The 21,014-nt window shown below is 69.6% G+C and carries 22 protein-coding genes, 1 tRNA gene and 1 riboswitch; of the genes, 13 read left to right on the top strand and 10 right to left on the bottom strand.

Annotation, left to right across the window (positions count from 1 at the left end; genetic code table 11):
• Positions 1 to 14: 14 nt before the first annotated feature.
• A complete protein-coding gene (locus AB0B57_RS07625; RefSeq protein WP_357066419.1) occupies positions 15 to 659 on the top strand; it encodes a dihydrofolate reductase family protein in 645 nt (214 codons plus the stop codon).
• Positions 660 to 673: 14 nt separating this feature from the next.
• Here the strand turns inward: AB0B57_RS07625 and AB0B57_RS07620 are convergent, their stop codons facing one another.
• Entirely contained in the window at positions 674 to 1,018 is a 345-nt protein-coding gene (locus tag AB0B57_RS07620) for a VOC family protein (RefSeq protein ID WP_357066416.1), read from the bottom strand.
• 151 nt (positions 1,019 to 1,169) lie between these two features.
• Here AB0B57_RS07620 and AB0B57_RS07615 point away from each other — a divergent pair, with 151 nt between their 5' ends.
• Both AB0B57_RS07615 and AB0B57_RS07610 read left to right on the top strand, forming a co-directional pair.
• On the top strand, positions 1,170 to 1,958 hold the full coding sequence (locus AB0B57_RS07615) for a hypothetical protein (RefSeq protein WP_357066413.1): 789 nt from the start codon (positions 1,170 to 1,172) through the stop codon (positions 1,956 to 1,958).
• Positions 1,955 to 2,302, top strand: a complete 348-nt coding sequence (locus tag AB0B57_RS07610; protein ID WP_357066410.1) for a transcriptional regulator — start codon at positions 1,955 to 1,957, stop codon at positions 2,300 to 2,302. Before AB0B57_RS07615 ends, AB0B57_RS07610 begins: the two co-directional genes overlap by 4 nt.
• A 58-nt stretch (positions 2,303 to 2,360) precedes the next feature.
• Here the strand turns inward: AB0B57_RS07610 and AB0B57_RS07605 are convergent, their stop codons facing one another.
• Both AB0B57_RS07605 and AB0B57_RS07600 read right to left on the bottom strand, forming a co-directional pair.
• A complete protein-coding gene (locus AB0B57_RS07605) occupies positions 2,361 to 3,164 on the bottom strand; it encodes a hypothetical protein (RefSeq protein WP_357066407.1) in 804 nt (267 codons plus the stop codon).
• Positions 3,161 to 3,748 carry an RNA polymerase sigma factor gene (locus tag AB0B57_RS07600; protein WP_357066404.1) on the bottom strand — a complete coding sequence of 196 codons (588 nt, stop codon included), beginning with the start codon at positions 3,746 to 3,748 and terminating at the stop codon, positions 3,161 to 3,163. The genes AB0B57_RS07605 and AB0B57_RS07600 overlap by 4 nt, the downstream gene beginning before the upstream one ends.
• 137 nt (positions 3,749 to 3,885) lie before the next feature.
• Between AB0B57_RS07600 and AB0B57_RS07595 the strand changes: the two genes are divergently transcribed.
• Both AB0B57_RS07595 and AB0B57_RS07590 read left to right on the top strand, forming a co-directional pair.
• Entirely contained in the window at positions 3,886 to 4,830 is a 945-nt protein-coding gene (locus tag AB0B57_RS07595) for an ATP-binding cassette domain-containing protein (protein ID WP_357066400.1), read from the top strand.
• Positions 4,827 to 5,576 (top strand): ABC transporter permease, encoded by a 750-nt coding sequence (locus AB0B57_RS07590; RefSeq protein WP_357066398.1) that lies wholly within the window; start codon positions 4,827 to 4,829, stop codon positions 5,574 to 5,576. The genes AB0B57_RS07595 and AB0B57_RS07590 overlap by 4 nt, the downstream gene beginning before the upstream one ends.
• Here AB0B57_RS07590 and AB0B57_RS07585 read toward each other — a convergent pair.
• Both AB0B57_RS07585 and AB0B57_RS07580 read right to left on the bottom strand, forming a co-directional pair.
• Positions 5,560 to 8,697, bottom strand: coding sequence for a BTAD domain-containing putative transcriptional regulator (locus tag AB0B57_RS07585; protein ID WP_357066395.1), 3,138 nt, complete (start codon positions 8,695 to 8,697; stop codon positions 5,560 to 5,562). The genes AB0B57_RS07590 and AB0B57_RS07585 overlap by 17 nt on opposite strands.
• 120 nt (positions 8,698 to 8,817) lie before the next feature.
• Positions 8,818 to 9,204 (bottom strand): helix-turn-helix domain-containing protein, encoded by a 387-nt coding sequence (locus AB0B57_RS07580; protein ID WP_357066392.1) that lies wholly within the window; start codon positions 9,202 to 9,204, stop codon positions 8,818 to 8,820.
• Positions 9,205 to 9,306: 102 nt separating this feature from the next.
• Here AB0B57_RS07580 and AB0B57_RS07575 point away from each other — a divergent pair, with 102 nt between their 5' ends.
• The 3 genes from AB0B57_RS07575 to AB0B57_RS07565 are packed head-to-tail and all read left to right on the top strand — an operon-like array spanning position 9,307 to position 11,438.
• Positions 9,307 to 9,930, top strand: coding sequence for an NAD(P)H-binding protein (locus tag AB0B57_RS07575; RefSeq protein ID WP_357066389.1), 624 nt, complete (start codon positions 9,307 to 9,309; stop codon positions 9,928 to 9,930).
• Positions 9,930 to 10,352, top strand: a complete 423-nt coding sequence (locus tag AB0B57_RS07570) for a nitroreductase family deazaflavin-dependent oxidoreductase (protein ID WP_357066386.1) — start codon at positions 9,930 to 9,932, stop codon at positions 10,350 to 10,352. Before AB0B57_RS07575 ends, AB0B57_RS07570 begins: the two co-directional genes overlap by 1 nt.
• 36 nt (positions 10,353 to 10,388) lie before the next feature.
• Positions 10,389 to 11,438: an LD-carboxypeptidase gene (locus AB0B57_RS07565; RefSeq protein WP_357066383.1), complete on the top strand. Its 1,050-nt coding sequence runs from the start codon at positions 10,389 to 10,391 to the stop codon at positions 11,436 to 11,438.
• Positions 11,439 to 11,464: 26 nt separating this feature from the next.
• Here the strand turns inward: AB0B57_RS07565 and AB0B57_RS07560 are convergent, their stop codons facing one another.
• Positions 11,465 to 11,785: a hypothetical protein gene (locus AB0B57_RS07560; protein ID WP_357066380.1), complete on the bottom strand. Its 321-nt coding sequence runs from the start codon at positions 11,783 to 11,785 to the stop codon at positions 11,465 to 11,467.
• A gap of 1,011 nt (positions 11,786 to 12,796) precedes the next feature.
• Here AB0B57_RS07560 and AB0B57_RS07555 point away from each other — a divergent pair.
• Both AB0B57_RS07555 and AB0B57_RS07550 read left to right on the top strand, forming a co-directional pair.
• Entirely contained in the window at positions 12,797 to 13,129 is a 333-nt protein-coding gene (locus tag AB0B57_RS07555) for an NUDIX hydrolase (RefSeq protein ID WP_357066377.1), read from the top strand.
• A gap of 15 nt (positions 13,130 to 13,144) precedes the next feature.
• Entirely contained in the window at positions 13,145 to 14,101 is a 957-nt protein-coding gene (locus tag AB0B57_RS07550; RefSeq protein WP_357066375.1) for a hypothetical protein, read from the top strand.
• Positions 14,102 to 14,362: 261 nt separating this feature from the next.
• On the opposite strand, the gene AB0B57_RS07545 is transcribed toward AB0B57_RS07550, so the two are convergent.
• On the bottom strand, positions 14,363 to 14,749 hold the full coding sequence (locus tag AB0B57_RS07545; RefSeq protein WP_357066372.1) for a hypothetical protein: 387 nt from the start codon (positions 14,747 to 14,749) through the stop codon (positions 14,363 to 14,365).
• Positions 14,750 to 14,963: 214 nt separating this feature from the next.
• On the opposite strand from AB0B57_RS07545, the gene AB0B57_RS07540 reads away from it, so the two are divergent.
• Positions 14,964 to 15,779 (top strand): cellulose-binding domain-containing protein, encoded by an 816-nt coding sequence (locus AB0B57_RS07540; protein WP_357066369.1) that lies wholly within the window; start codon positions 14,964 to 14,966, stop codon positions 15,777 to 15,779.
• Positions 15,780 to 15,933: 154 nt separating this feature from the next.
• Here AB0B57_RS07540 and AB0B57_RS07535 read toward each other — a convergent pair.
• Both AB0B57_RS07535 and AB0B57_RS07530 read right to left on the bottom strand, forming a co-directional pair.
• A tRNA-Gly gene (locus AB0B57_RS07535) sits at positions 15,934 to 16,007 on the bottom strand.
• Positions 16,008 to 16,289: 282 nt separating this feature from the next.
• Positions 16,290 to 16,847 (bottom strand): pyridoxamine 5'-phosphate oxidase family protein, encoded by a 558-nt coding sequence (locus AB0B57_RS07530; RefSeq protein WP_357066366.1) that lies wholly within the window; start codon positions 16,845 to 16,847, stop codon positions 16,290 to 16,292.
• Between the two features lie 99 nt (positions 16,848 to 16,946).
• On the opposite strand from AB0B57_RS07530, the gene dcd reads away from it, so the two are divergent.
• Positions 16,947 to 17,525 carry a dCTP deaminase gene (dcd, locus tag AB0B57_RS07525; protein ID WP_357066363.1) on the top strand — a complete coding sequence of 193 codons (579 nt, stop codon included), beginning with the start codon at positions 16,947 to 16,949 and terminating at the stop codon, positions 17,523 to 17,525.
• A 60-nt stretch (positions 17,526 to 17,585) separates the two neighbouring features.
• Here the strand turns inward: dcd and AB0B57_RS07520 are convergent, their stop codons facing one another.
• On the bottom strand, positions 17,586 to 18,572 hold the full coding sequence (locus AB0B57_RS07520) for an NlpC/P60 family protein (RefSeq protein WP_357066360.1): 987 nt from the start codon (positions 18,570 to 18,572) through the stop codon (positions 17,586 to 17,588).
• Between the two features lie 67 nt (positions 18,573 to 18,639).
• Positions 18,640 to 18,775: riboswitch (cyclic di-AMP (ydaO/yuaA leader) on the bottom strand.
• A gap of 234 nt (positions 18,776 to 19,009) precedes the next feature.
• Here AB0B57_RS07520 and AB0B57_RS07515 point away from each other — a divergent pair.
• Positions 19,010 to 20,992: an N-acetylmuramoyl-L-alanine amidase gene (locus AB0B57_RS07515; RefSeq protein WP_357066357.1), complete on the top strand. Its 1,983-nt coding sequence runs from the start codon at positions 19,010 to 19,012 to the stop codon at positions 20,990 to 20,992.
• The last annotated feature ends 22 nt before the right edge of the window (positions 20,993 to 21,014 follow it).

Below are 21,014 nucleotides of genomic sequence, written 5' to 3'. Positions count from 1 at the left end.
GAGAGGAGAAAGCCATGCCACAACTACTGCGGGTGCAGTGCTTCAACGTGTCGCGGGACGGGTTCGGCACCGGCGTGGGGCAGAGCCTGGAACGGCCCTTCGGTCACGCGGACCCCACCCCGCTGTTCTCCTGGCGGGCCGCCACCGCCAGCTTCGTGTATCGCACCGAGCCGGGCGGCACTCGCGGCCTGGACGACTACCTGACCCGCGACGCCGAGTGCAACATCGGCGCGGAGATCATGGGTCGCAACAAGTTCGGCCCCCAGCGTGGCCCCTGGGAGAACCACGACTGGCAGGGTTGGTGGGGCGGCAATCCGCCGTTCCACACGCCGGTCTTCGTGCTCACCCACCACGTGCGCCCGTCGTTCAGCCTGTCCGACACCACGTTTCACTTCCGCGATGTCAGCCCGGCCGACGCCCTGGCCGAGGCGAAGCAGGCAGCCGACGGTCGGGACGTACGCCTCGGTGGTGGGGTCGCCACCATCCGCGAGTTCATCGAGGCCGACCTGGTCGACACGATGCACATCGCCGTCGCGCCCGTCGACCTCGACCGGGGCGAGCGGTTGTGGGACAGCCCGGACGAACTGCTCGACCGTTTCCACAGTGAGTCGGTGCCCAGCCCCAGCGGAGTCACCCACCTGCTGTTCTGGCGACGCTGACGGGACGCCGACCACTAGGGCAGGCGGGACAGCACCAGCATGCGGTTGCCGTCGGGGTCGGTGACCCGGGCGGACCGCTCACCCCACGGTTGGTCGACCGGCTCCTCGGTGACCGTCGCACCGGCCGAGCGCAGAGCGTGCACGGCGGCGTCGCAGTCGTCGGCGTAGACGCACAGCTCCCAGCGGTGCGCGGCGGTCGGCTCGCCGGCTTCCGGGTTGGCGGCCAGCCCGAGTTCGCCGTTGCCCAACCGGAGTGCGACGAACTCCGGCTCACCCTCCTGCGGGAACCGGTAGGTCAACTCGAAGCCGACCACGTCCCGGTAGAACCCGATCAGTCGTGGCAGGTCAGGTGTCGTCACGATCGGAAAGGCTTCGGTGAACACGGACCACCTCCACGCCGGACCCTAGCCGCGCCACGGCTCCGGTGGAACTACCACCGTCGATACGGCGCGCCCCACTGTTCGCCCGACCCTCTTGCGCAAAATGATTTGCAATGCAAACCTATTGGCAGTGCAGGAGATCCCGAGCAGGCTGGAGGCCACCGTGTCGGAACAACGGAGCACCGCGCCAGACGACAGAGACACCCCCGGAGAACTCCTCGCGTCGGTGGCCGCGCTTCGGCGGCGTACCCGGGTCGCCCGACACGCCTACTGGTTGCCACTCCTGCTGTTCGGTCTCCTGATCGCGGCGGCGGCACCCCTGTACGTGGAGTCGGCCGACCCCCTCGCCATGCGCGGTTCGCAGGGCAACTCCGCGCTGACCGGCCTCGGTGGGGACTTCCTCGAACGCTCGGCGGCCCTCGGGTGGTACTGGCTGGTGGCGCTCATCGGCGGCTACCTACTGACCCTCGGCTGGTACCGGTGGCGTGGCGCGCGGGTGGGCGTGCAGACCCCGACCCGGACGTACGTCATCGCCGGCATCGTCGGCACGCTGGTCGGCCTCGTCCTGCCGATCGTGCTGCGGTTCCTCCTGCTCAACTCGGCGACCGCGGTGTCGAGCGCGACAAGCTGGCTGACCACGCCGCTGTTGGGCGTGTCCAATCGCGGCATGTTTCCGCACCTGGTCATCGCGGTGGGTCTGCTGGTCCTGGCCCGACTGGAACGCAGTCGCGGCCTGACGGTCGTCACCGTGGGCTACGCCGCCGCGGTCGTCCTCGTGAACGTCTACTTCCAGACCGCGAACTTCGAGCCGGGCGACCTGAGCCGACACAGCTTCCTGCTGGCGGCCCTACTGCCGGCGCCGATCCTGCTCGTCGGTGGCATCATCGCTCTTTTCACCACCGGTAAGAGGTCGACATGAGCACCGGCACCGGCCCCGGCGGGCACCCGACGAACGGGCTCAGCGACACCGTCCACCAGCGCAACCGGCTCGGCATCCTCACCATCGCCGCCGAGGCCGAGCGGGTGGAGGTCGCCTACCTGCGCGACGCACTCGAACTCACCGCCGGCAACCTCTCCCGACACCTCGCCGTGCTGGAGGAGGCGGAGCTGATCCAGATCGACCGGGGCTACCACGGCCGCAGACCCAAGACCTGGATCAGGATCACCGAGCAGGGGCAGGCCGCACTGGCTGCCGAGATCAACGCCCTACGGGAACTGCTCCGCCGCCACCAGGAGTTGGGCGGCGCTCCGCCGGCGCGCTGAGATCGACGTGCTGATCCCGGTGAACGCCCGACAGGACGCGGGCCTTCACCGGGCTCGCCTATCGCCCCCAGGGCTCGGCGGGTCGGCAGTCAGCTCCCGGCTCGCCGTAGACGACGGTGCCGGAGGAGTCCACGTAGCAGTGATCGAACTCGTGCGACGAACGAAACAGCAGACGGCGGCCAATCTCCACGCCGGCGGAGTCAAAGCTGACCAACTCGGCGTCCCTGGTGACATTGGCATCATCGGTGAGCAGGCCGAACACCCCGTTCACCAACCGCGCCGTGGTCGTGTGGCCGTCTCCGTGTTCGAGCACCAGCCGGTGCACGCGAGCGCTGACCCGGCCGGTCACCCCGACGTCGCCTCCGTCGGCTTCGGTCGACATGAGCAGGAGCCGCTGGACCGGGCCAGGCAACCAAGCCCGTTGCGGCCAGACGCGTTCACCTGTGGCACCCCCACTGGTCTCCTCACCCGGCCGCATCGTGACCTCGCAGGTGAAATATCCGGTGTCCGTGATGAACAGCACCAGGCCGCGGTGGTCCTGCTCGGCGGCCACGGCCACATCGTCAACCGACAGTGGAAGCCGCTCCATCTGCGTGTTCCACTTCAGGCACCGCTCCACCGCCTGGTGCAGCGTCGGTGACAGTTCACTCGAACCCATCGCCAGGTGCCGCACCTCCCCGTCGTTCGGCACCATCGCCACGCCGGCCACCACCGCCGCAGCCGTCGCCACGGTGGCGATGCCGAGTCGTACGGCCCCGTGGCGCCGAGGCCGGCGGATCGACGTCATCAGGCCCGCTCGCATTCGCGCCGCCGTGGCGGGCGGCAGTTCACGCTCGGCAGGCGTGTCGAGAATGTCCCTCATCGCTCTTCCTCCTGCTTGTTGCCATCGGTAACCATCCGTGCCAGCCGAGCCCGTGCGCGGCTCACGCGCGAACGGAGCGCGCCTTCGCTGATGCCGAGCACCGTCGCCGCCTCGCCGTACGACACGCCGGACCACAGACACAGGGCCACCGCCTCCCGCTCCGCGCGAGGTAGTCGGCGGACCACCGCCAAGATCTTCTTCATCTGCCGCTCGTCATCGAGCCGCGCGACGATGTCGCCGGCCGGGTCCGCGTCCGCCTCCCGCTCCGGTGGCAACCTCCGCAGGGCTGTCCACCACCGCCGGGCCGAACGCCACTCGGTGCGTGTCGTATTGGTGGCGACCACCAGCAGCCACGGCAACACCAACCCGTCCACCAGGACCGCCGCTTCGCCGCGCCTACGCCACGCGACCAGGAAGGTCGCCTGCGTCACGTCCTCGGCGAGCGCCCAGGAGCCGGTGAGCCGGAACACGTGGTTGTAGACCGCCTTGGCGTACCTGTCGAAAAGCCGGGCGAAGGCGACCTCGTCACCGGCTGCGATTGTCGACCACAGGTCTTGGTCAGACGGTTGTATCTGGCTCGTCACACCTGACTATTGCCGGTCGGGGCGAATCTGTTGCAGTCCTGCCCGAAGTCGGGGCGGGAACGAGGTGGGACACCGTGTCAGTGGCCGTGTCACCGTCGCGTCAGGGCGGTGACAGGCCGGCCGCCGATGGTAGCTGCATGACGAGTTCAGCGATTGCAGTCTCCGGGCTGCGAAAGGCCTACAAGGACAGGGTCGTGCTCGACGGCATCGATCTGGATGTCCCCGCGGGCACGATCTTCTCCCTGCTCGGCCCGAACGGGGCGGGCAAGACGACGACAGTGAACGTGCTGACCACACTGGTGAAGGCCGACGGCGGGACCGTACGCATCGCCGGACACGACGCCGTCACCCAGGCCAAGGCGGTACGCGCGGCGATCGGGGTCACCGGTCAGTTCGCGGCCGTGGACGAGCTGCTGACCGGACGCGAGAACCTGCAGCTGATGGTGGACCTGAGCCAGGTGCCCGCCAAGGACGGCCGAAGGGTCGTCGCGGAGCTGCTGGAGCGGTTCGAGCTGACGGAGTCCGCGCAGAAGCCGGTGTCGACCTATTCCGGTGGCATGCGCCGCAAGCTGGACCTGGCGATGACGCTCGTCGGCGAGCCGCGGATCATCTTCCTCGACGAGCCGACGACGGGCCTGGATCCGCGCAGCCGCCGCACGATGTGGTCGATCATCCGGGACCTGGTGGCCGACGGTGTGACGATCTTCCTCACCACCCAGTACCTCGAGGAAGCCGACCAGCTCGCCGACCGGATCGCCGTCCTCGACCAGGGGCGCGTCGTCGCCCAGGGCACGCCCGACGAGCTCAAGCGCCAGATCCCCGGCACCCACGTCCGGCTCCGCTTCACCACCGTCGCCGAACTCGACGCCGCCGCCCGGGTGCTCGACGGCTCCACCCGGGACGACGAGGCACTGGCGCTGCGGGTTCCCGGTGACGGCGGAACCGCCTCGTTGCGGGCCCTGCTGGACCGGCTCGACGAGTACGCGATCACCGCCGAGGGGTTCTCCGTACAGACGCCGGACCTCGATGACGTCTTCCTCGCCCTGACGGGCACCCGCACCCCGGAGGTTTCCGCGAAATGAGCGCCAAGTCCCATTCGATCGTCATGCTGCGTCGCAACTTCACGCACCTCACCCGGAACCCGACCTCGGTGTTCAACGCGGTCCTGATGCCGATCGTGATCATGTTGATGTTCGTGTACATGTTCGGCGACGCCTTCAACGTCGGCGTCGACTACATCGACTACGCCACTCCGGGACTGATGCTGTTGGCGGTCTGCTACGGCCTCGGGGCCACCGCGACGGCGGTGAACTCCGACATGACGAAGGGCATCATCAACCGGTTCAAAGTCATGCACGTCTCCCGAGGCGCGGTGCTGACCGGTCACGTCGTCGCCAGCGTACTGACCAACCTGGTCGCCATCGCGGCCCTGGTCGGGGTGGCCTTCCTACTCGGATTCAGTCCGTCGGCGAGCCTCCTCGGCTGGCTCGGCGTGATCGGCATCATCGTGCTGCTCGGCTTCGCCGCCGGCTGGCTCACGGTCGCCCTGGGGCTCTCGGCGAAGTCTCCGGAAACGGCGGGGCTGGCTTCCGTACCGCTGGTCATGCTGCCGTTCTTCAGCAGCGCGATCGTGCCGGCGGACAAGATGGGCCCCGGGCTGCGGGAGTTCGCGGAATACCAGCCCTTCACACCGATCATCGAAACTCTGCGCGGGTTCCTCAACGGAACGCCGTCCGCCGGTGACGTGATCCCCGCCCTCGCCTGGTGCGTCGGAATCGCTCTCGTCGGATACCTGTGGGCACGTTCCACGTTCACGAAGCGAGCGTGACCGCGACCAACCGGCTCCAGTCCGTCCGACTGCCTTCTCGCGCCGCCTCTGCGAATCTCACTTCGCCGAGGCGGCGCCGTACTTCCTGCTCGATCCGAGCCACGTCCGGCTGGGAAAGATCCTGCCGTCCGCGCACACCGGTGCTCGCGGCGAGCAGCCGCGCGGCCAGCTCATGCTGGTCCCGGCGCAGCGCCAGATCCGCGACTCCGACGAGCACCCGCGCGATCGACGGGGCGTGCCCCGTCGTCGCCGCCGCCTCGCAGGCCAGGGAATGGTGTCTGCCCGCCGCACCGAGATCTTCCGCGACATAACCGAGCAGGTCGTGGGTCACAACGCGGATGTACGGCTGCGTCGCCTCGTCGCGCAACAGGGTCGTCGCGACACCAACCTGGTGGGCCACCTCTTCGGCGTGACCGCGCCAGCGAGCGAGTTCCGCCTGGGACAGGGCCAGCACGGCCAACGCACCCGGCCACGTGACCCGCGCCGCGCACCGCCGCGCCTCGGCCATGGCCGCCGCGCTGGACTCCTCGTCGCCAAGCAACCAGTACAGCTGAGCCTGCCGGGACCGCATCCGGATGACGTCCTCGACGGTGCCGACCTCGGTGACGACCGCAGCCGCCTCCTCGTAGTGCTCGCACGCACGGGCGAACTCACCGCGTACGGCGATCAGCTCCGCCAGCTCGGTAAGGGCGAACGAGATCCCGAACCGTTCGCCGAGTGCCCGGAACTCGGCGAGCGCCGCCACGAGATGTGCTTCCACGTCCCGACCGTCCTGGCCGAAAATGATCCGCATCTTGCCCAGTTGCAACCGGGCCAGTGCGCGTACCCAGGGATCCTCGTCGTCCAGCAGCGGTTCCCACGCCTGCAGGATCGCGTCCGGATCTCGCAGCATGCGTTCCAGCGGGACGACGAGCGCCATCCCCGGGTGGCTGGCGTGACTGCGTTGGCTGAACTCGTACGCCTTGTGGATCCACTCCGCCGCCTGGTGCTCGTCGCCCGGTCCCGAGTTCACGAAGAGCACGACGAGCGCGTACACCGTGGCCCGGATCTCGTCGCTGACCTCACCAGGCGTCTCAGTGGCCGCCGTGATCAACTCCATGCCTTCGGTCCGGTGGCCACCGAGCCACCAGTACCACCCGGCACCTGCGGCCAGCCGCATGGCCGCGTGCGCTTCGCCTGCGGCGAGGGCACCGCGCATCGCGGACCCGATGTTGTCATGTTCAACTTCGAGAGTGGCGAGCCATTTCACCTGGTCCGCGCGGCGAAGCTGCGGCTCCGCGGTCGCGGTCAGTTCGATGAAGTACGTCAGATGCGCGTGGCGCGCCAGGTCCGATTCTCCCGCCTCAAGGAGGCGATGCGCGGCGTACTCCTTGATCGTGCCGAGCATCCGGTAGCGCGGGGCCTCATCGCCCTCGGCGACCACCAGCGACTTCTCGGCCAGCGCGGTGACCAACTCGAGCACATCCTCCGGCTCGACCTCGTCGCCGGCACAGACCCGTTCGGCCGCTTCGAGGCTCGCCCCGCCCGAGAACACCGAGAGCCGGCGCAGGACCGCCCGTTCCGCGTCGCTCAACAGCTCCCAACTCCAGTCGACCACCGCGCGCAGCGTTCGGTGCCGGGGCAACGCGGTACGGCTGCCGCCGGTCAGGAGGCGGAACCGATCGTCGAGCCGCCTGGCAAGCTGGTCGATGGACATCGTGCGCAACCTGGCGGCGGCCAGCTCGATCGCCAGCGGCATTCCGTCCAGCGCCCGACAGATCCGCGCCATCGTCGACAACGTGGAGGCGTCGACCGCCAGATCCCTGCGCACCGCGCCCGCTCGGTCGCGCAGCAACCGGACAGCGGGAGAGGTCTCGATCTCGTTGGGATCGGCATCGACGTCCGGCAGGGCCAGCGGCGCGACCGGCCAGAGCGCCTCGCCGGTGATGCCGAGCGGTTCCCTGCTCGTCGCGATGATCCGCAGTCGCCGACACTCCCCGAGCAGCCGGTCCGCGAGCACCGCCGCCGACTCGATCACGTGCTCACAGTTGTCCAGGATCAGCAACGCCTCCCGCTCGCGGATCGCGGCGACGAGCCGGTCGATCAACTCCATGCTCGGTGGCTCGCCGAGCAGCGCGTCCCGGAGTCCGAGCCCTGCGAGCGTCGCCTGCACCACGTCACCGTCCGCGCCGATGGCGGCGAACTCGACGAGCCAGGCGCCGTCCGGCAGGTTGTCGAGCATTCTGCGCGCGGTTTCCGTGGCCAGCCGGGTCTTCCCGGAGCCACCCGGGCCGATCAGGGTCGTGAGTCGGTGTTCGGCGACGAGCGCGCCGACCTCGGCGACGGCCTCGTCCTTGCCGATGAAGCTGCTCAGTTCGGCACGAAGGTTGGTCTTCCGGTTCTCCTCGCGCCGTTGCACCTCACCCCGCAAGAGCGCGACGTGCAACGCCGAGAGTTCCGGCGAGGGGTCGACACCCAGCGCGTCGGCCAGGGCCGCACTCGTGCGCTGATACACGAGCAGCGCCTCGTTGTCCCGGCCGCTCGCGCCGAGGGCCCGCATCAACGCGAGAGCCAGCCGTTCCCGTACCGGATGCGCGGCCACCAGGTCGGTCAGCTCCGCGACCAGCTCCGGACCAGGGCCGAGGCCGACCTCCACGTCGAAGCGATCCTCCTGGGCGGTCAGACGCAGCCTGTCGAACCGGGTGACCGCCGCGTCGAGCGCCGCGCTGTCGACCAGACCGACGTCCTGCATCGCCGCACCACGCCACAGGTCGAGGGCCTCACGCAGCCGCTGTCCCCGCTGCTGGCCCTCGTCATCGCGGGCCAGGCCGACGAGACGTTCGAACCGTACGGCGTCCACGTCGTCGGGTTCGACAATCAACCGGTAGCCGTCCGGCTGTCCCTCGATCGATCCCTCCGGCAGCGCCTTCCGCAGCCGGGAAACCAGGCGGTGCAGGGCGTTCGCCGCATCGGAGGGCGGATGTTCACCCCAGATCCAGTCGACGAGGGTCCCCTTCGGGACCACTCGACCCGGGTTGAGCGCGAGGGCGGTCAGCAGCCCGCGCAGCCGCGCGCCCGGCACGTCGATGACGGTGCCGACGTCCGTGCGAACCTCGACTGGACCAAGCATCCTGACCTGCACCTGGCAGATCCTGCCACGAACGTGAGAAGCATCCGTGTCACCGTGGTGCACCGCCAACGGCTCTCCGGACGAGGTCGACCACGCTTTCCTGGCCCTGCGCCGCGCCGGTGGCACGCGGGGTCACCCAGCGCGGTTGCGCCGGGTGGCGTTGTCGTACGACTCGCGGGCGTCGAGCAACTGGTCCCAATGCTGCTCGGTCCAGGCGCAGGCAACCGCGATCGGTTCGAGCATGCTGCGGCCCACCGGCGTCAGCTCGTACTCCACGTGCGGGGTGACCTCGGTGAAGACGGTGCGCTTGACCAGCCCGTCCCGTTCGAGGGAGCGCAGCGACTGGGTGAGCACCTTGGCAGTGACGCGGCGCAGCGGCACGCGCAGCTCCGAGAACCGGCGAGGCCCCTGCTCCAGGCAGCGGATGATGAGCGCCGCCCACTTGTCGCCGAATCGGATCGGGTTGAGCGAGGACGGGCACAGCTCGTCGAACATGTCGGCGGGCAGGGGTTGCCTCATCACCAAACGATAACTGGTATCCCGGCGGTAACCACGACCCTCGATAGCGTCGGCACATCGGCCGGGTGCACGGGCTCCGGCCTCTGGCGAGAGGCGTGACTCATGAGGATCGTGGTCTTTGGCGCGGGCGGTCGGGCCGGACGGCAGGCCGTCGCCGAGGCGCGACGACGCGGCCACCAGGTCACCGCCCTGGTGCGCAACCCCGCTGACCACGGCGACCTGCCCGACGTACGGGTGGTGGCAGGCGACGTGACCGACGCCGGGAGCATCGCGCAGGCAGCCGCCGGGCACGACGCCGCCATCAGCGCCGCCGTCGACCTGTCCGTACCGCCGCACGACTTCTTCACCGCATCGTCGCGCGCCCTGGCCGCCGGCCTGACCAAGACGGGGGTACGTCGCCTGGTGGTGGTCGGTCTCGCCTCGATCATGCCCGGGGCATCCGGTGCCGCTCTGATGGACCAGCCCGGCTACCCGAACGAGTACCGGCCCTTCTACCTCGGTCACGCAGCGGGCCTCGACGAGATTCGGACCTCCGACCTCGACTGGGCCTACCTGGCCCCCGCCGGTGACTTCGACCACGGCGGCACACGCACCGGCCACTACCGGATCGCCGAACATGGCGACCCAGCCAGTCGGATCAGCTATGCGGACTTCGCGATCGCACTTGTCGACGAGATCGAGGCCCCCCGCCACCACCGCGCCGCCGCGAGTGTCCGGGAGGTCTGATGCCCGAGGTCCACGACAGCCCGAACGCCTGGGTCGCGGAGCACATCCGCCGGTTCGAGGAGACTGGCGGCCGGCCCCGGCCCGGCGTGAACGACCTGCTCCTGACGACCCGAGGCCGACAGACCGGCAAACTGCGCCGCACCGCGCTCGTCTACGAACGCGACGGCGACCACTACGTGCTGGCCGCCTCCAACCGCGGCGCAGACCGCCACCCCGCGTGGTACCTCAACCTGCTCGCCGACCCGTACGTCACGGTGCAGGTCGGTACGGAGACCTTCGGCGCGTACGCGCGCCCCGCCACGGCCGGGGAGCGTCCGCATCTGTGGCGCTTGATGGTGTCGGCCAGGTCGGAGTACGCCGCCTACCAACAACGCATCACGCGGGAGATCCCCGTGGTGCTCCTGGAACCTGTAACGAAATGAGATGCGGACGGCCTGGCGTACCTGTTGGATCTCGTCATGACACATGAGCTTGTTCGCCCTCGGAAGGCTCGACCCGGGGACAAGATCGCGGTTCTCTCGCCGTCCTTCGCCGCGGCCGGCGCCTTTCCCGAGATCCACGAACAGGCCATGCGACGGCTCGCCGACCTGACCGGCCTCGTGCCGGTCGAATACCCGACCACCCGCACGGTGGGTGCGCCCGCGGCGGCGCGGGCGGCGGACATCAACGCCGCCTTCGCAGATCCCCAGGTACGCGGCCTTCTCGCCGTTGTCGGAGGCGACGACCAGATCACCGTCATCCCGCATCTGGACGCCGACCTCGCCCGAGCCGATCCGAAGCCGTTCCTCGGCACCAGCGACAACACCAACCTGCACCAGTGGCTCTGGGGCCTCGGCATCGCCAGCTTCTACGGTGGGTCCTCCCAGGTGCACCTCGGCCCCGGGCCGGCCGTGGACGACATCCACGCCCGGTCGCTGCGAGCGGCGTTACTCACCGGCGAGCGGTTGGAGATCACCGACCCGGGCGAGTCCGAGGACATCGGGTTCGACTGGGCCGACCCGCGGGCGTTGACGTCTTTCGGAGAACGCGAACCGACGGAACCATGGAGCTGGTACGGGCCGCGTCGAGCAGTTACCGGCCCCACCTGGGGTGGCTGCCTGGAAGTCATCCAGTGGATCCTGACGGCGGGGCGCTTCCCGTCCACTCCGGAGGCTCTGCGGGGCGGGGTGCTGGTCATCGAGACGTCGGAGGAGCTTCTCCCGGCCCGCGAGGTCGGCTGGATCGTCCGATCGCTTGGTGAACGCGGTTTCCTCAGCGCCGTCGACGCGGTGCTGGTCGCCCGTCCGCCGGTCTCCGACCGGACGCGCCGACCCACCGCCGAGGATCGGGCACGGCTACGTGAGCAGCAGCGCGACACGGTCGTCGACGTGGTGACCCGCTACAACCCGGAGGCAGTCGTCTGCGTCGGCATCCCGTTCGGCCACACCCGACCACAGTGGATCCTTCCCCACGGCGGCCCGGTCACCGTCGACGGCGTGGAACGCCGGGTGTTCGCGGACTATCGATAGAGCCCGCTCGCCCCACAAGCCGGCGGTTAGCTGTCGGTGCCAGGCCCCGCGTCGAGCGCGGCACGGACGCCCGCCCGCACCCGGAACACGAGCGTCAGGAGGAGCAGCAGCACCGCACCTCCGGCACCGATGAGGATCGCGTACGGCGCGACGACGTCAAGGATATTGATCCACGTCGGTGTCCCGCTGTCGTGGACGATGCCCAGGCGCTTCGGGTCGCTGCCGTCGTTCGGCGGGCCCGACACCCCGGCCGCGCCGAAGGCGGCGAGCAGCCCGCAGACCCACCCGATGGTCCCCGGCCACCTCGATCCGGCGACGCCGACCCGCCGCGCCGCGCCGCGATCCACAGCATCGGCACCAGCACCGCGGTCAGGGCCAACCCCAGATAGGCCAAGGATTTTTCGATGACGGCGGCGAGCGACCCGCTCATGCTGTTGCCATAGTTGAACAGCTCGGTGAAGTGGAGCAGCTCTCAGACGGTCACGGCGGCACGGAGCAGCAGCCCGACGCTGAGCACCGCGATGGGGAGCGGCATCCAGGCGAGATGCTGTCGATGTCGGGGCAGCGCGGTGCTGGTCACGACGACCAATCTATAAGGCAGTTGTGCGTAGCTGGTGCTGCCGCCGACTCGATGCGTAGCTTCCAGCTACTCCTGATCTGAGCGCTGGTGCCGGAGCAGCAGCACGGCTGAGGCCAGGTGGCCAACGGCAAGACACCTCCCAGGAGGAAACCCTGCTTGGGTGTCTTCGTTGTCTGCCACCACGGGTTACCGGCCGTTCCCACATCTGCGATCCTGCCATCGTCGAAGGCGAATGAGCCAGATGGAGAACGGGCAGTCAAAACCTCGAGTGAGGGTGACAATCTAGAGCCAGCGGACGAGAGCACGCTCGATGTGTCCTCGTTGCCGCATTCGTCTGATCCACAGGGCGCCACCGAGTGCCAGGACCAGGCCCGCCCACTTCGGTGCACCTGCCTTCCACACGAGCCCCCCGACGAGGACGGCGGCCAGGAGCAGAACCCACTCCACCCTGCCGGGAGTTACCCACCTGGCGAACCCTGCGCGAGTCATGAGCACACCGAAACACAAACGCGGTCTTCTCACCTCGAACGTTCCGGCGAGGGCGAACACCGGAGGGACGACGTAGCGTCTTCGACGCCGCTTCTCCGCACCGCATGGCTCACCGATTGGACGGCCAGATGAGGATTCCGCCGATCGCGTTCAGGCTGCTCCATCGCCTGCGCGGGCTGTACTGGCGGATCGCCAAGCCGACCACCTACGGCGTGCAAGCGCTGATCATCCACCCGGTCGACGCTGACCGAGTCCTCCTCGTCCAACACAGCTACGGTGACCAATCCCTGTGGCGCCTGCCCGGGGCGGATACAAGCCAGCCCGAGAAACCCCTGAGCAGGCGGCCAGGCGTGAGTGCGTCGAGGAACTGGGCGTCACGTTGGACTCGTCGGCTCTCGTGCTCGAGGAGCACGTGACGACCAGCGGGGGCAGAAAGGGCCACCTGATGGTCGTCCGCCTGCACGCGCTCTCCGACGAGATCACCCCGAACGGCGAGATCTCCCAGGCCCGGTGGGTAGCCGTCGACCTTACGGACCTACCCCACGACTCGGCGGTCTCCAAGCGGGTGGGTTCGGCCCTGGAAACGCATCTGGGCCGGCCCCCCAGATCCGGTTTCCGGTGACCGATGATGCTCGTGATGACGACACCGCGAGGCGAACGCGATCAGGCCAGCCTTCGGCGGCGGCTGGAGATGTTGAAGCTGCCGGTTGTGCCACTGGAACGCCATGGATTTCTGACACGCTCGGACCGCGTGGATATGAAGCGCGAGCCGGAGGCGGTCGGCGTCGGGCCCGATGGCACGGCGTTCGCCGTCTGGTCCGACCGGATGGACTCCCGGCACAAGCAGGTGACCTGGCATCTCGGTGGCAAGGGGATCCGGATTGTCGGTGCCATCGATGTGGAGACAGACCTTCGCGTGTCGTTCGTGCAACCGCTCTCGCAGGGGCGGGTCCTGCTGGCGGCGGCCCGTACCGGGCGTGACGCGCTCAACGGTGAGGTGTGGACCCGCGACGGCGATCTGGAGTGCCGAGGCCATCTCGGTGATGCCATCAAGGAACTCCAGACAACGCCGTCCGGCAAGGTATGGGCCGGATATTTCGATGAGGGAGCGTTGGGCGGGAGCGGGCCGGAGGGACACGGCCTTGCCCGGTTCAACCAGGACCTGACCGTCGACTGGCTCTACCCGCACGATGCCGGGCTCCCGTACATCTCCGACTGCTACACGCTCAACCTGCACGGCGAAACCGCGCACTTCTGCCCCTACACGGATTTCCATGTCCAGTCGGCGTCAGGTGACACGGTCACCGATTGGGGGGCGTCTCCCTATCAGTCCGCGCACGGCATGCTGGTCAGCGGCGCAGACCGAGCTCTTCTGACGGGCTGGGGCTCCGAGTACGACGTCGTGACGCTGCTGCGCATCAGCCGAGAGGGCGTGCACCGCATCGGCGGGCAATGCCGCCTCGTGCTACCCGACGGCATCGAAGCACAGCGTCTCCGCTACACCTGCCGGAGCGGCGACCTGCACGCCTTCGCCCGGGGCACCTGGTACCGCACCACCATGGACGAGCTACAGGCTGTCGCGTTCCACTCGTAGCGGACGCGGACAGCCGAGCTTCCCTGCGTTCGTCCTGTACGTGGATTTCCTGTCTGGACTGGTGGGCACCAGGGTTGTAGTTCTCGTCGATCGGGCCCATCAGCCCGGCGCCCACGCCACTAGGGCGGACAAGACGTGCGAGCCAGACAAGGCCAGCCCCCGCACGGTCAGCTTGGGAATTGCGGATGCGACCCTGCTAGCAGGGTCGACGGGCTGGTTGCGGCGACCCTTGGTTGCCTGGGTTGACCGTGACTGTCCGGCCTAACGGCACGCCTCCGCCCGCTCCTCAGCGGTGGGCCGTACTCGCTCCCACTGCGGGTCGTAGCAGTCCAGACCGTGAGCGGCTGCCATCCGAGCAGCCTCGGTCGAGACTTCCTCGCACACGCTGTACCGCATCGTGAAGTAGACGAACGGCCCAGACGCCTCATCCATCAGCGGACCAGCGGACCACGGGCTGGCATCGTCCTTGTCGTCGGAGGACAGGTCTACCCACCGCTCCAACAGGGCGAGGACGTAGGCCCGGATGCGTGGGGTCGGGGGTAGTTCCTCGCCCTCCGCGTACGTGGCATAGAGCCGGTCGTAGACCTCACCCGCAGCGGCGTCGTCAGCCGGCTGCTCACCTTCCCAGACCGCCAAGTCGTAACTCATGGCGGCAGTCTGCCCGCGGGGCCCGACAACCCACGCGGTTGAAGCGCCAACCCGTCCTGGCCGAGGGGGCCGGTCGGGAGATCACGGCGGTCTCCAGTGGCGAGCTGGTGCGACGCGTGGTGGAGACGACCACCGATCCGATCAATTGACAGACATTGATTGATGCGGTCGACTGGCGAGGCCCGTATCCCCCGGCTCACCCAGGAGGACCCTCTTGCGTACGCTCCTGACCCTCGCCGCGGCCGCCGTCTGCGCCGCCGGTGCACTGGCCGTCCCCGCAGCGGCGGCGCAGGCCGATCCGGCCGGCACCACCCCGGCCGGCGCGACCGTCCCGGCCGACGCCTGCGCCGGTACCGTCCAGATCCAGTCGCTCACCTTCAACCCGCCCCGGGTGGTTCCGGGCCAGGTCGTCAGGGCCACGGCCGTCGGGCAGAACTGCACCGCCCAACAGCAACAGGTCGGCACGGCGATCTACGGCCGGTTCGCCGGCTCCACCCCCGGCCTCCCCACCGGCTGCCCGGCCCTCCCCTCGCTGCCGGGCTGGGCGGTCACCGTCGATCCGGGCGCGACCTTCAGCTGGCAGGAGGGTTACCATGTGCCCTCCGGCTGTACGGCCACCGGCCTGGAGGTCACGGTCCTGCTAGAGAACAGCGCCACCGGCACGCGACTCACCCAGACCGCCACGGTGCCGATCGACCCGCCGCCGGCGGCGCCCTGCACCGTGAGCTACCGCACCGGGAGCGAGTGGCCGGGAGGCTTCACCGCCCAGATCACCATCAAGAACACCAGCACCGTGCCGGTCAACGGTTGGACGCTCAGCTTCACCTTCCCCGGTGACCAGCACATCGTCCAGTCCTGGTCCACCACGGCGCAGCAGAGCGGTGCCACCGTCACGGCCCGGAACCTCAGCTACAACCCCCTGGTGGCGCCGGGCGCCTCGGTGGACTTCGGCGTCCTGGGCACCTGGCAGGCCAGCGACGCGGTGCCGATCGCGTTCACGCTCAACAACGTCAGCTGCGCCGCCGGGTAGCCCGCGCACCGGACCCGGCAACACGCTCGCGTCGCCGGCGCGAGGACGACGGGACGGGCGCCGAGGCGGGCCAATAGCACAGCGCCCTGTTTCAGCCATCTAGAACGACGGAAGCCCTGGCGGGACCATCGGTCCTGACCAGGGCTCTCGCATCTGGAGCGGGTGACGGGAATCGAACCCGCACTGTCAGCTTGGGAAGCTGATGTTCTGCCATTGAACTACACCCGCAAGCGGCACCACTGTACCCGAGTCGCCGAGCCCGTGCACCCAGGCACCCCGACCCGCCTCTTGCCCGCGTGCCGCGCTGCCCGCGCTGCCTGGTTCGGCCAGGCTTCGGCCCGGCTTGATCCACTCGGGTTCCTGAAAGTCGAGGTGTCCGAGCGGCCGGGACACCGCGATTTCACCAAAGCCGAGTCGATCATGCGGGGCGGCGCGGCGCCGGGTGGGGCGTACGGCCGAATGCCGGCTCCGTTACGACGGAGCCGGCATTCGGTTGTGTCTGGGCTGCGGTCAGGCGGCTGTGCACTGGACGTCACGACTGCGGCGGGCCGGGCGGGTCTGCGGCACGGTGAGTGGCGCGGCAGCCGCCGTCGGGGCGTGCGGGTCGAGCCAGACCCGAACGGCCGGACGGCCCGCCGGGAGGCCGGGGACGCCCACGGTGTGCTGCTCGCGGCGGGTGAGCATCGCCACGTCGACGGTGAACTCGAAGAGCCTCCAGTCGACCTGCGGCTCGGCGCGGGCGCTCTGCGCCAGGTGCGCCACCCGGACCGGATCGGTCACCGGACGGGCATGCCCCGCCACGTACGCCTCGTCGTCGCTCTCCTCCGGGGGGAACGAGTGCAGCGCGTAGCGGCCGTCGCGTTCGAGGTCACGGCGCTTCGGAGAGTCGATGATGAAGCAGAACAGACCCTCGTCGGTGATGACCGGGGAGACCGGATGGACCCGGGGCCCGCCGTCGGCGCGGACCGTGGCCAGGTAGCCGAAGCCCGGCCCGTACTGCTGGAGGAGAACGCGGATCCCGTCGGCGAGTCGGGGCTCGTCGGCGGCGAATTCGGACCAGGAAGCCATGCGAGCATTCTATCGAACAAATGTACGAGCAGCGACCTCGACGCGCTGGTCACCGGCACCGAATCTGGTGGGTTTTCGGGCCGCCGCTATGGTGGTCCGATGCTGCTCTCCGACCGCGACCTGGTCTCCGAGATCAAGGCCGGCACGCTGGGCCTGGAGCCGTTCGAGCCCACCCTGGTCCAACCTTCCAGCATCGACGTGCGGCTGGACCGGCTGTTCCGGGTCTTCAACAACCATCTCTACACCCACATTGACCCGGCGATGCAGCAGGACGACCTGACGTCGGCGATCGAGGTGCCCGACGGGGAGCCGTTCGTGCTGCACCCCGGCGAGTTCGTGCTCGCCTCGACGTTGGAGGTCATCTCGCTGGGTGACCAGCTCGCCGGCCGACTGGAGGGCAAGAGTTCGCTGGGGCGGCTGGGGCTGCTCACGCACTCCACCGCCGGTTTCATCGACCCCGGCTTCTCCGGTCACGTCACGCTGGAGCTGTCGAACGTGGCGAACCTGCCGATCACGCTCTGGCCGGGCATGAAGATCGGGCAGCTCTGCATCTTCCGACTCTCCTCGCCGGCCGAGCACCCGTACGGCTCGGCAGTCTACGGCTCGCGCTACCAGGGGCAGCGGGGGCCGACGCCGAGTCGCGCCTGGCAGCACTGGCGCACCTGGCCCACCCGCTGAACCCGTGACGACGGGGGCCCGCCGCGACGGATCGCGACGGGCCCCCGGTCCGCGCACTGATCAGCCTGGACGGCCGTAGCTGTGGACCTGACCGTCGTCGGCCCTCTTCATCTTGACCGGTTCACCGGCCTGCGAGGCGTGCACCACCCAGCCGTCACCGACGTACATGCCGACGTGGTGGATGTCGCTGTAGTAGAAGACCAGGTCGCCGGGGCGCAGGTCGCCCTTGCTGACCTTCTTGGTGGCGCGGCTCTGCGCGGCGGCGTTGTGCGGCAGGGACACCCCGGCCTTCGCCCAGGCGGCCAGCATCAGCCCGGAGCAGTCGTACGAGTTCGGGCCCTCGGCACCCCAGACGTAGGGCTTGCCGATCTGCGCGCAGGCGAACTTGACCGCCGTGCCGGCGGCGCCACCGGGATAGCTGGCAGGGCAGGGCGCCGGGCGCAGCGGACCGCCGCCACCGCTGCCGTACACCTTGAGGCGCAGCTTCTGCAGCTTGTCGATCTCCTCGTTGATCTGCTTCTTCTTCGCCGCCAGCTGAGCCTCGGTGCGGGTCAGTTGGGCCACCATCGCGTCGAGCGGCGCCTTCTGCCCGGCCAACTGGTCGCGCAGGTCGGCCACCTCGCGGACGTCCTGCTGCTGGTTGTGCGCGAAGCGGTCGAGCATCTCGAGCTGCCCGACCACCTCGCTGGGCGACCGGCTGCCCAGTACGGCGTTGACGGTCAGCACGTTCTCGCCCTTGTACGCGCGCACCGCCAGGGCACTGACCTTGTCCATCGCGGCGTCGACCTGGCGCTCCAGCGGGGCGATCCGGGCGGCCAGCGCGCCGGCCTGCCTGCGTTTGGCGGCGAGGTCGATCCGGGTGGCGTTGTGCTGTTCGATGATCGGTTCGAGTTTGTTCCAGTCGGCGTCGATCTGGCGCTCGATCTCGGCGACGGACGGGTCGGCGTGGGCCGGCGTGGCGCTGCCGGTCAGGACGACGGCGACGCCGGCCAGTGCGGCGAGCGCGGTGGTGAAGCGGGACCAGCGTGGGCGCGGCGCGATCGACATGGGGCCGGCTGCTGCCGACCGCTCGGACGACGGCCGCGGGGCATGGAGTGCCACCGGGGTTCCGTACTCCTTCTTCCTGACCGCCTACCGGGTTAGCTGACGGGTTCGGGCGGGAAGTCGGCGCCCTACCGCAGTGGCTGCGGATTCACCCCGGGGGACATGGGTCCCCGGTTCGTTCGGAAACGACTCGGCGGTGTCGGTCCGTTACCGCCCGGGCTGGGCGGAGCTGCTATCGGGCCGACAAAAGACCAGAGTAGAGACGCCCGTTACCACTCCGCAACCCGCGCGGCCGTGACACTCCGTACCGATCGGAGAGGAGCCCCGACCACACGCGAAGATTTCTTTCCAGGCAGGTCGACACATAGAAAGGTATTGACGTGGGCTCCCGGGCGGCGCGAAGGTGACCTGACCTGCACCCGTGGAATCTAGGGGGTTCGATGCACCATCCAACCCTGTCCCCCGGCCGGCGCGCACTGCTCGCCGCCGCCGTGGTCGCCGCCGCGACCGCGGTACCGCTACCCGCCCACGCCGCCGCCGCACCCACCGGCGACCGCCAGCAGCAGTACGCCGCCGCGGCGGCCGAGTTCGGCGTACCGACCGACGTGCTGCTCGGCGTCTCCTACCTGGAGTCCCGCTGGGACAGCAACGCCGGCACACCCAGCACCAGCGGCGGTTACGGCCCGATGCACCTGACCGACGCCAGACACATGGCCGCCCTGCCCACGGCCGGCCACCACGACGCCGGCACCGGCACCGAGGATCCGCGCGGCGACGACTCCCGTACCGCGCTGGCACCCGCGCCTCGGCCGGCGGACCCGGCACCATCGGCCGCCGCGTTGCAGACCGTGGACGCCGCCGCCGCACTGACCGGCGCGGCCACCGACTCGCTGCGTACCGACGTCGGTGTGAACATCCGGGGCGGCGCGGCGCTGCTGGCCTCGTACCAGCGGGAGTTGGGCGCGCCGGTCGGTGCCGGCACCGACCCGGCCACCTGGTACGGCGCGGTGGCCCGCTACGCCGGCGCGGACACCGCCGACGCCGCGGCGGCCTTCGCCGACGAGGTCTTCACCACCATCGGCACCGGCGAGTCGCGGACGACCGACGACGGAGCGCGGATCACGCTGCCGGCCCGGGCGATCCGTCCGGAGCGCTCCTGGCTGGACCGACTGGGTCTGCGCCGGCTCGCCCGCCCGGACGGGCTGGAGTGCCCCCGCACCATCTCCTGCGAGTGGATCCCGGCGCCCTACGCGGCGTTCGGCGACGGGGACTACGGCAACCACGACCTGTCCGACCGGCCCGCCCGGCAGAAGGTCGAGTACATCGTCATCCACGACACCGAGGGAAGCTGGGCGACCACCCTGCAACTCGTGCAGGATCCGACCTACGTGAGCTGGCACTACACGCTGCGCTCGGTGGACGGGCACGTCGCCCAGCACGTGCGGACCAAGGATGTCGCCTGGCACGCCGGCAACTGGTACGTCAACGCCAAGGCGATCGGGCTGGAGCACGAGGGCTTCGCGGCGCAGGGCACCTGGTACACCGAGGCCATGTACCGGGCCTCGGCGAAGCTGGTCCGGCACCTCGCGCTGCGGCTGGGCGTCCCGCTGGACCGCCAGCACATCATCGGCCACGACAACGTGCCCGGCACCGTCGCCGCGAACGTCCGGGGGATGCACTGGGACACCGGCCCGTACTGGGACTGGACGCACTACTTCACGCTGTTGCACGCGCCCCGGCTGGACACCGGCACCCCGGCCACCGGTCTGGTCCGGATCGACCCGGACTTCGCCACCAACCAGCCGGCGTTCGTCGGCTGCGTCACCGCCGGTGTGCCGTGCGCGCCACGCGGCTCCTCGGCGGTGGTGCTGCGCTCCGCGCCGGCCGCGGACGCGCCGCTCGTCAACGACATCGCGCTGCGCCCCGACGGCACCCCCAACACGATGGAGGTGTCGGACCACGGTGCCCGTGCCTCCGCCGGTCAGACGTACGCGCTTGCCGGCCGGCAGGGCGACTGGACGGCGATCTGGTACCTCGGGCAGCGGGCGTGGTTCCACAACCCGGCGTCCGCGCCCACCGCCAGTTGGACCGTCGGCGTGGTGGCCACCCCGAAGCCCGGTCGGGCCACCATCCCGGTCTACGGACGCGCCTACCCGGAGCAGGCCGCCTACCCGGCAGGGGTGCCCTACCAGGCGATCTCGCCGCTGCAGTACACCCTGGCCGCCGGGCAGCGGTACGCCGTCGGCGCGGTGCTGCCGGGCGAGTACTACCGGGCCAGCACGTTCGACGGTTCCTCGCCCGGCGACTGGACGGTGATCCGCGGCAAGAACCGGTACGCGCAGATCCAGTTCGGCCACCGCATCATGTACGTCGACCTGGCCGACGTGCAGCTCCTGCCGTCCCCGGTGGGTGCGCCCCGCTGAGAAACCACGACGGCCCCCGGTC

It is taken from the genome of Micromonospora sp. NPDC049101 (assembly GCF_040648675.1).
In the GTDB taxonomy this organism is placed as follows: domain Bacteria; phylum Actinomycetota; class Actinomycetes; order Mycobacteriales; family Micromonosporaceae; genus Micromonospora.
The sequence above is the reverse complement of the archived record's forward strand: the minus strand, read 5'-3'. Positions and strand labels throughout refer to the sequence as shown.

Bases quoted from the DNA above. Each gene is read 5' to 3' on its own strand.
- AB0B57_RS07610 (WP_357066410.1), top strand. From the start codon at position 1,955: ATGAGCACCGGCACCGGCCCCGGCGGGCACCCGACGAACGGGCTCAGC.
- AB0B57_RS07565 (WP_357066383.1), top strand. From the start codon at position 10,389: ATGACACATGAGCTTGTTCGCCCTCGGAAGGCTCGACCCGGGGACAAG.
- AB0B57_RS07530 (WP_357066366.1), bottom strand. From the start codon at position 16,847: ATGGCTTCCTGGTCCGAATTCGCCGCCGACGAGCCCCGACTCGCCGAC.
- AB0B57_RS07545 (WP_357066372.1), bottom strand. From the start codon at position 14,749: ATGAGTTACGACTTGGCGGTCTGGGAAGGTGAGCAGCCGGCTGACGAC.
- AB0B57_RS07570 (WP_357066386.1), top strand. From the start codon at position 9,930: ATGCCCGAGGTCCACGACAGCCCGAACGCCTGGGTCGCGGAGCACATC.
- AB0B57_RS07590 (WP_357066398.1), top strand. From the start codon at position 4,827: ATGAGCGCCAAGTCCCATTCGATCGTCATGCTGCGTCGCAACTTCACG.
- dcd (WP_357066363.1), top strand. From the start codon at position 16,947: ATGCTGCTCTCCGACCGCGACCTGGTCTCCGAGATCAAGGCCGGCACG.
- AB0B57_RS07550 (WP_357066375.1), top strand. From the start codon at position 13,145: ATGACGACACCGCGAGGCGAACGCGATCAGGCCAGCCTTCGGCGGCGG.
- AB0B57_RS07580 (WP_357066392.1), bottom strand. From the start codon at position 9,204: ATGAGGCAACCCCTGCCCGCCGACATGTTCGACGAGCTGTGCCCGTCC.
- AB0B57_RS07515 (WP_357066357.1), top strand. From the start codon at position 19,010: ATGCACCATCCAACCCTGTCCCCCGGCCGGCGCGCACTGCTCGCCGCC.
- AB0B57_RS07575 (WP_357066389.1), top strand. From the start codon at position 9,307: ATGAGGATCGTGGTCTTTGGCGCGGGCGGTCGGGCCGGACGGCAGGCC.
- AB0B57_RS07595 (WP_357066400.1), top strand. From the start codon at position 3,886: ATGACGAGTTCAGCGATTGCAGTCTCCGGGCTGCGAAAGGCCTACAAG.
- AB0B57_RS07605 (WP_357066407.1), bottom strand. From the start codon at position 3,164: ATGAGGGACATTCTCGACACGCCTGCCGAGCGTGAACTGCCGCCCGCC.
- AB0B57_RS07520 (WP_357066360.1), bottom strand. From the start codon at position 18,572: ATGTCGATCGCGCCGCGCCCACGCTGGTCCCGCTTCACCACCGCGCTC.
- AB0B57_RS07625 (WP_357066419.1), top strand. From the start codon at position 15: ATGCCACAACTACTGCGGGTGCAGTGCTTCAACGTGTCGCGGGACGGG.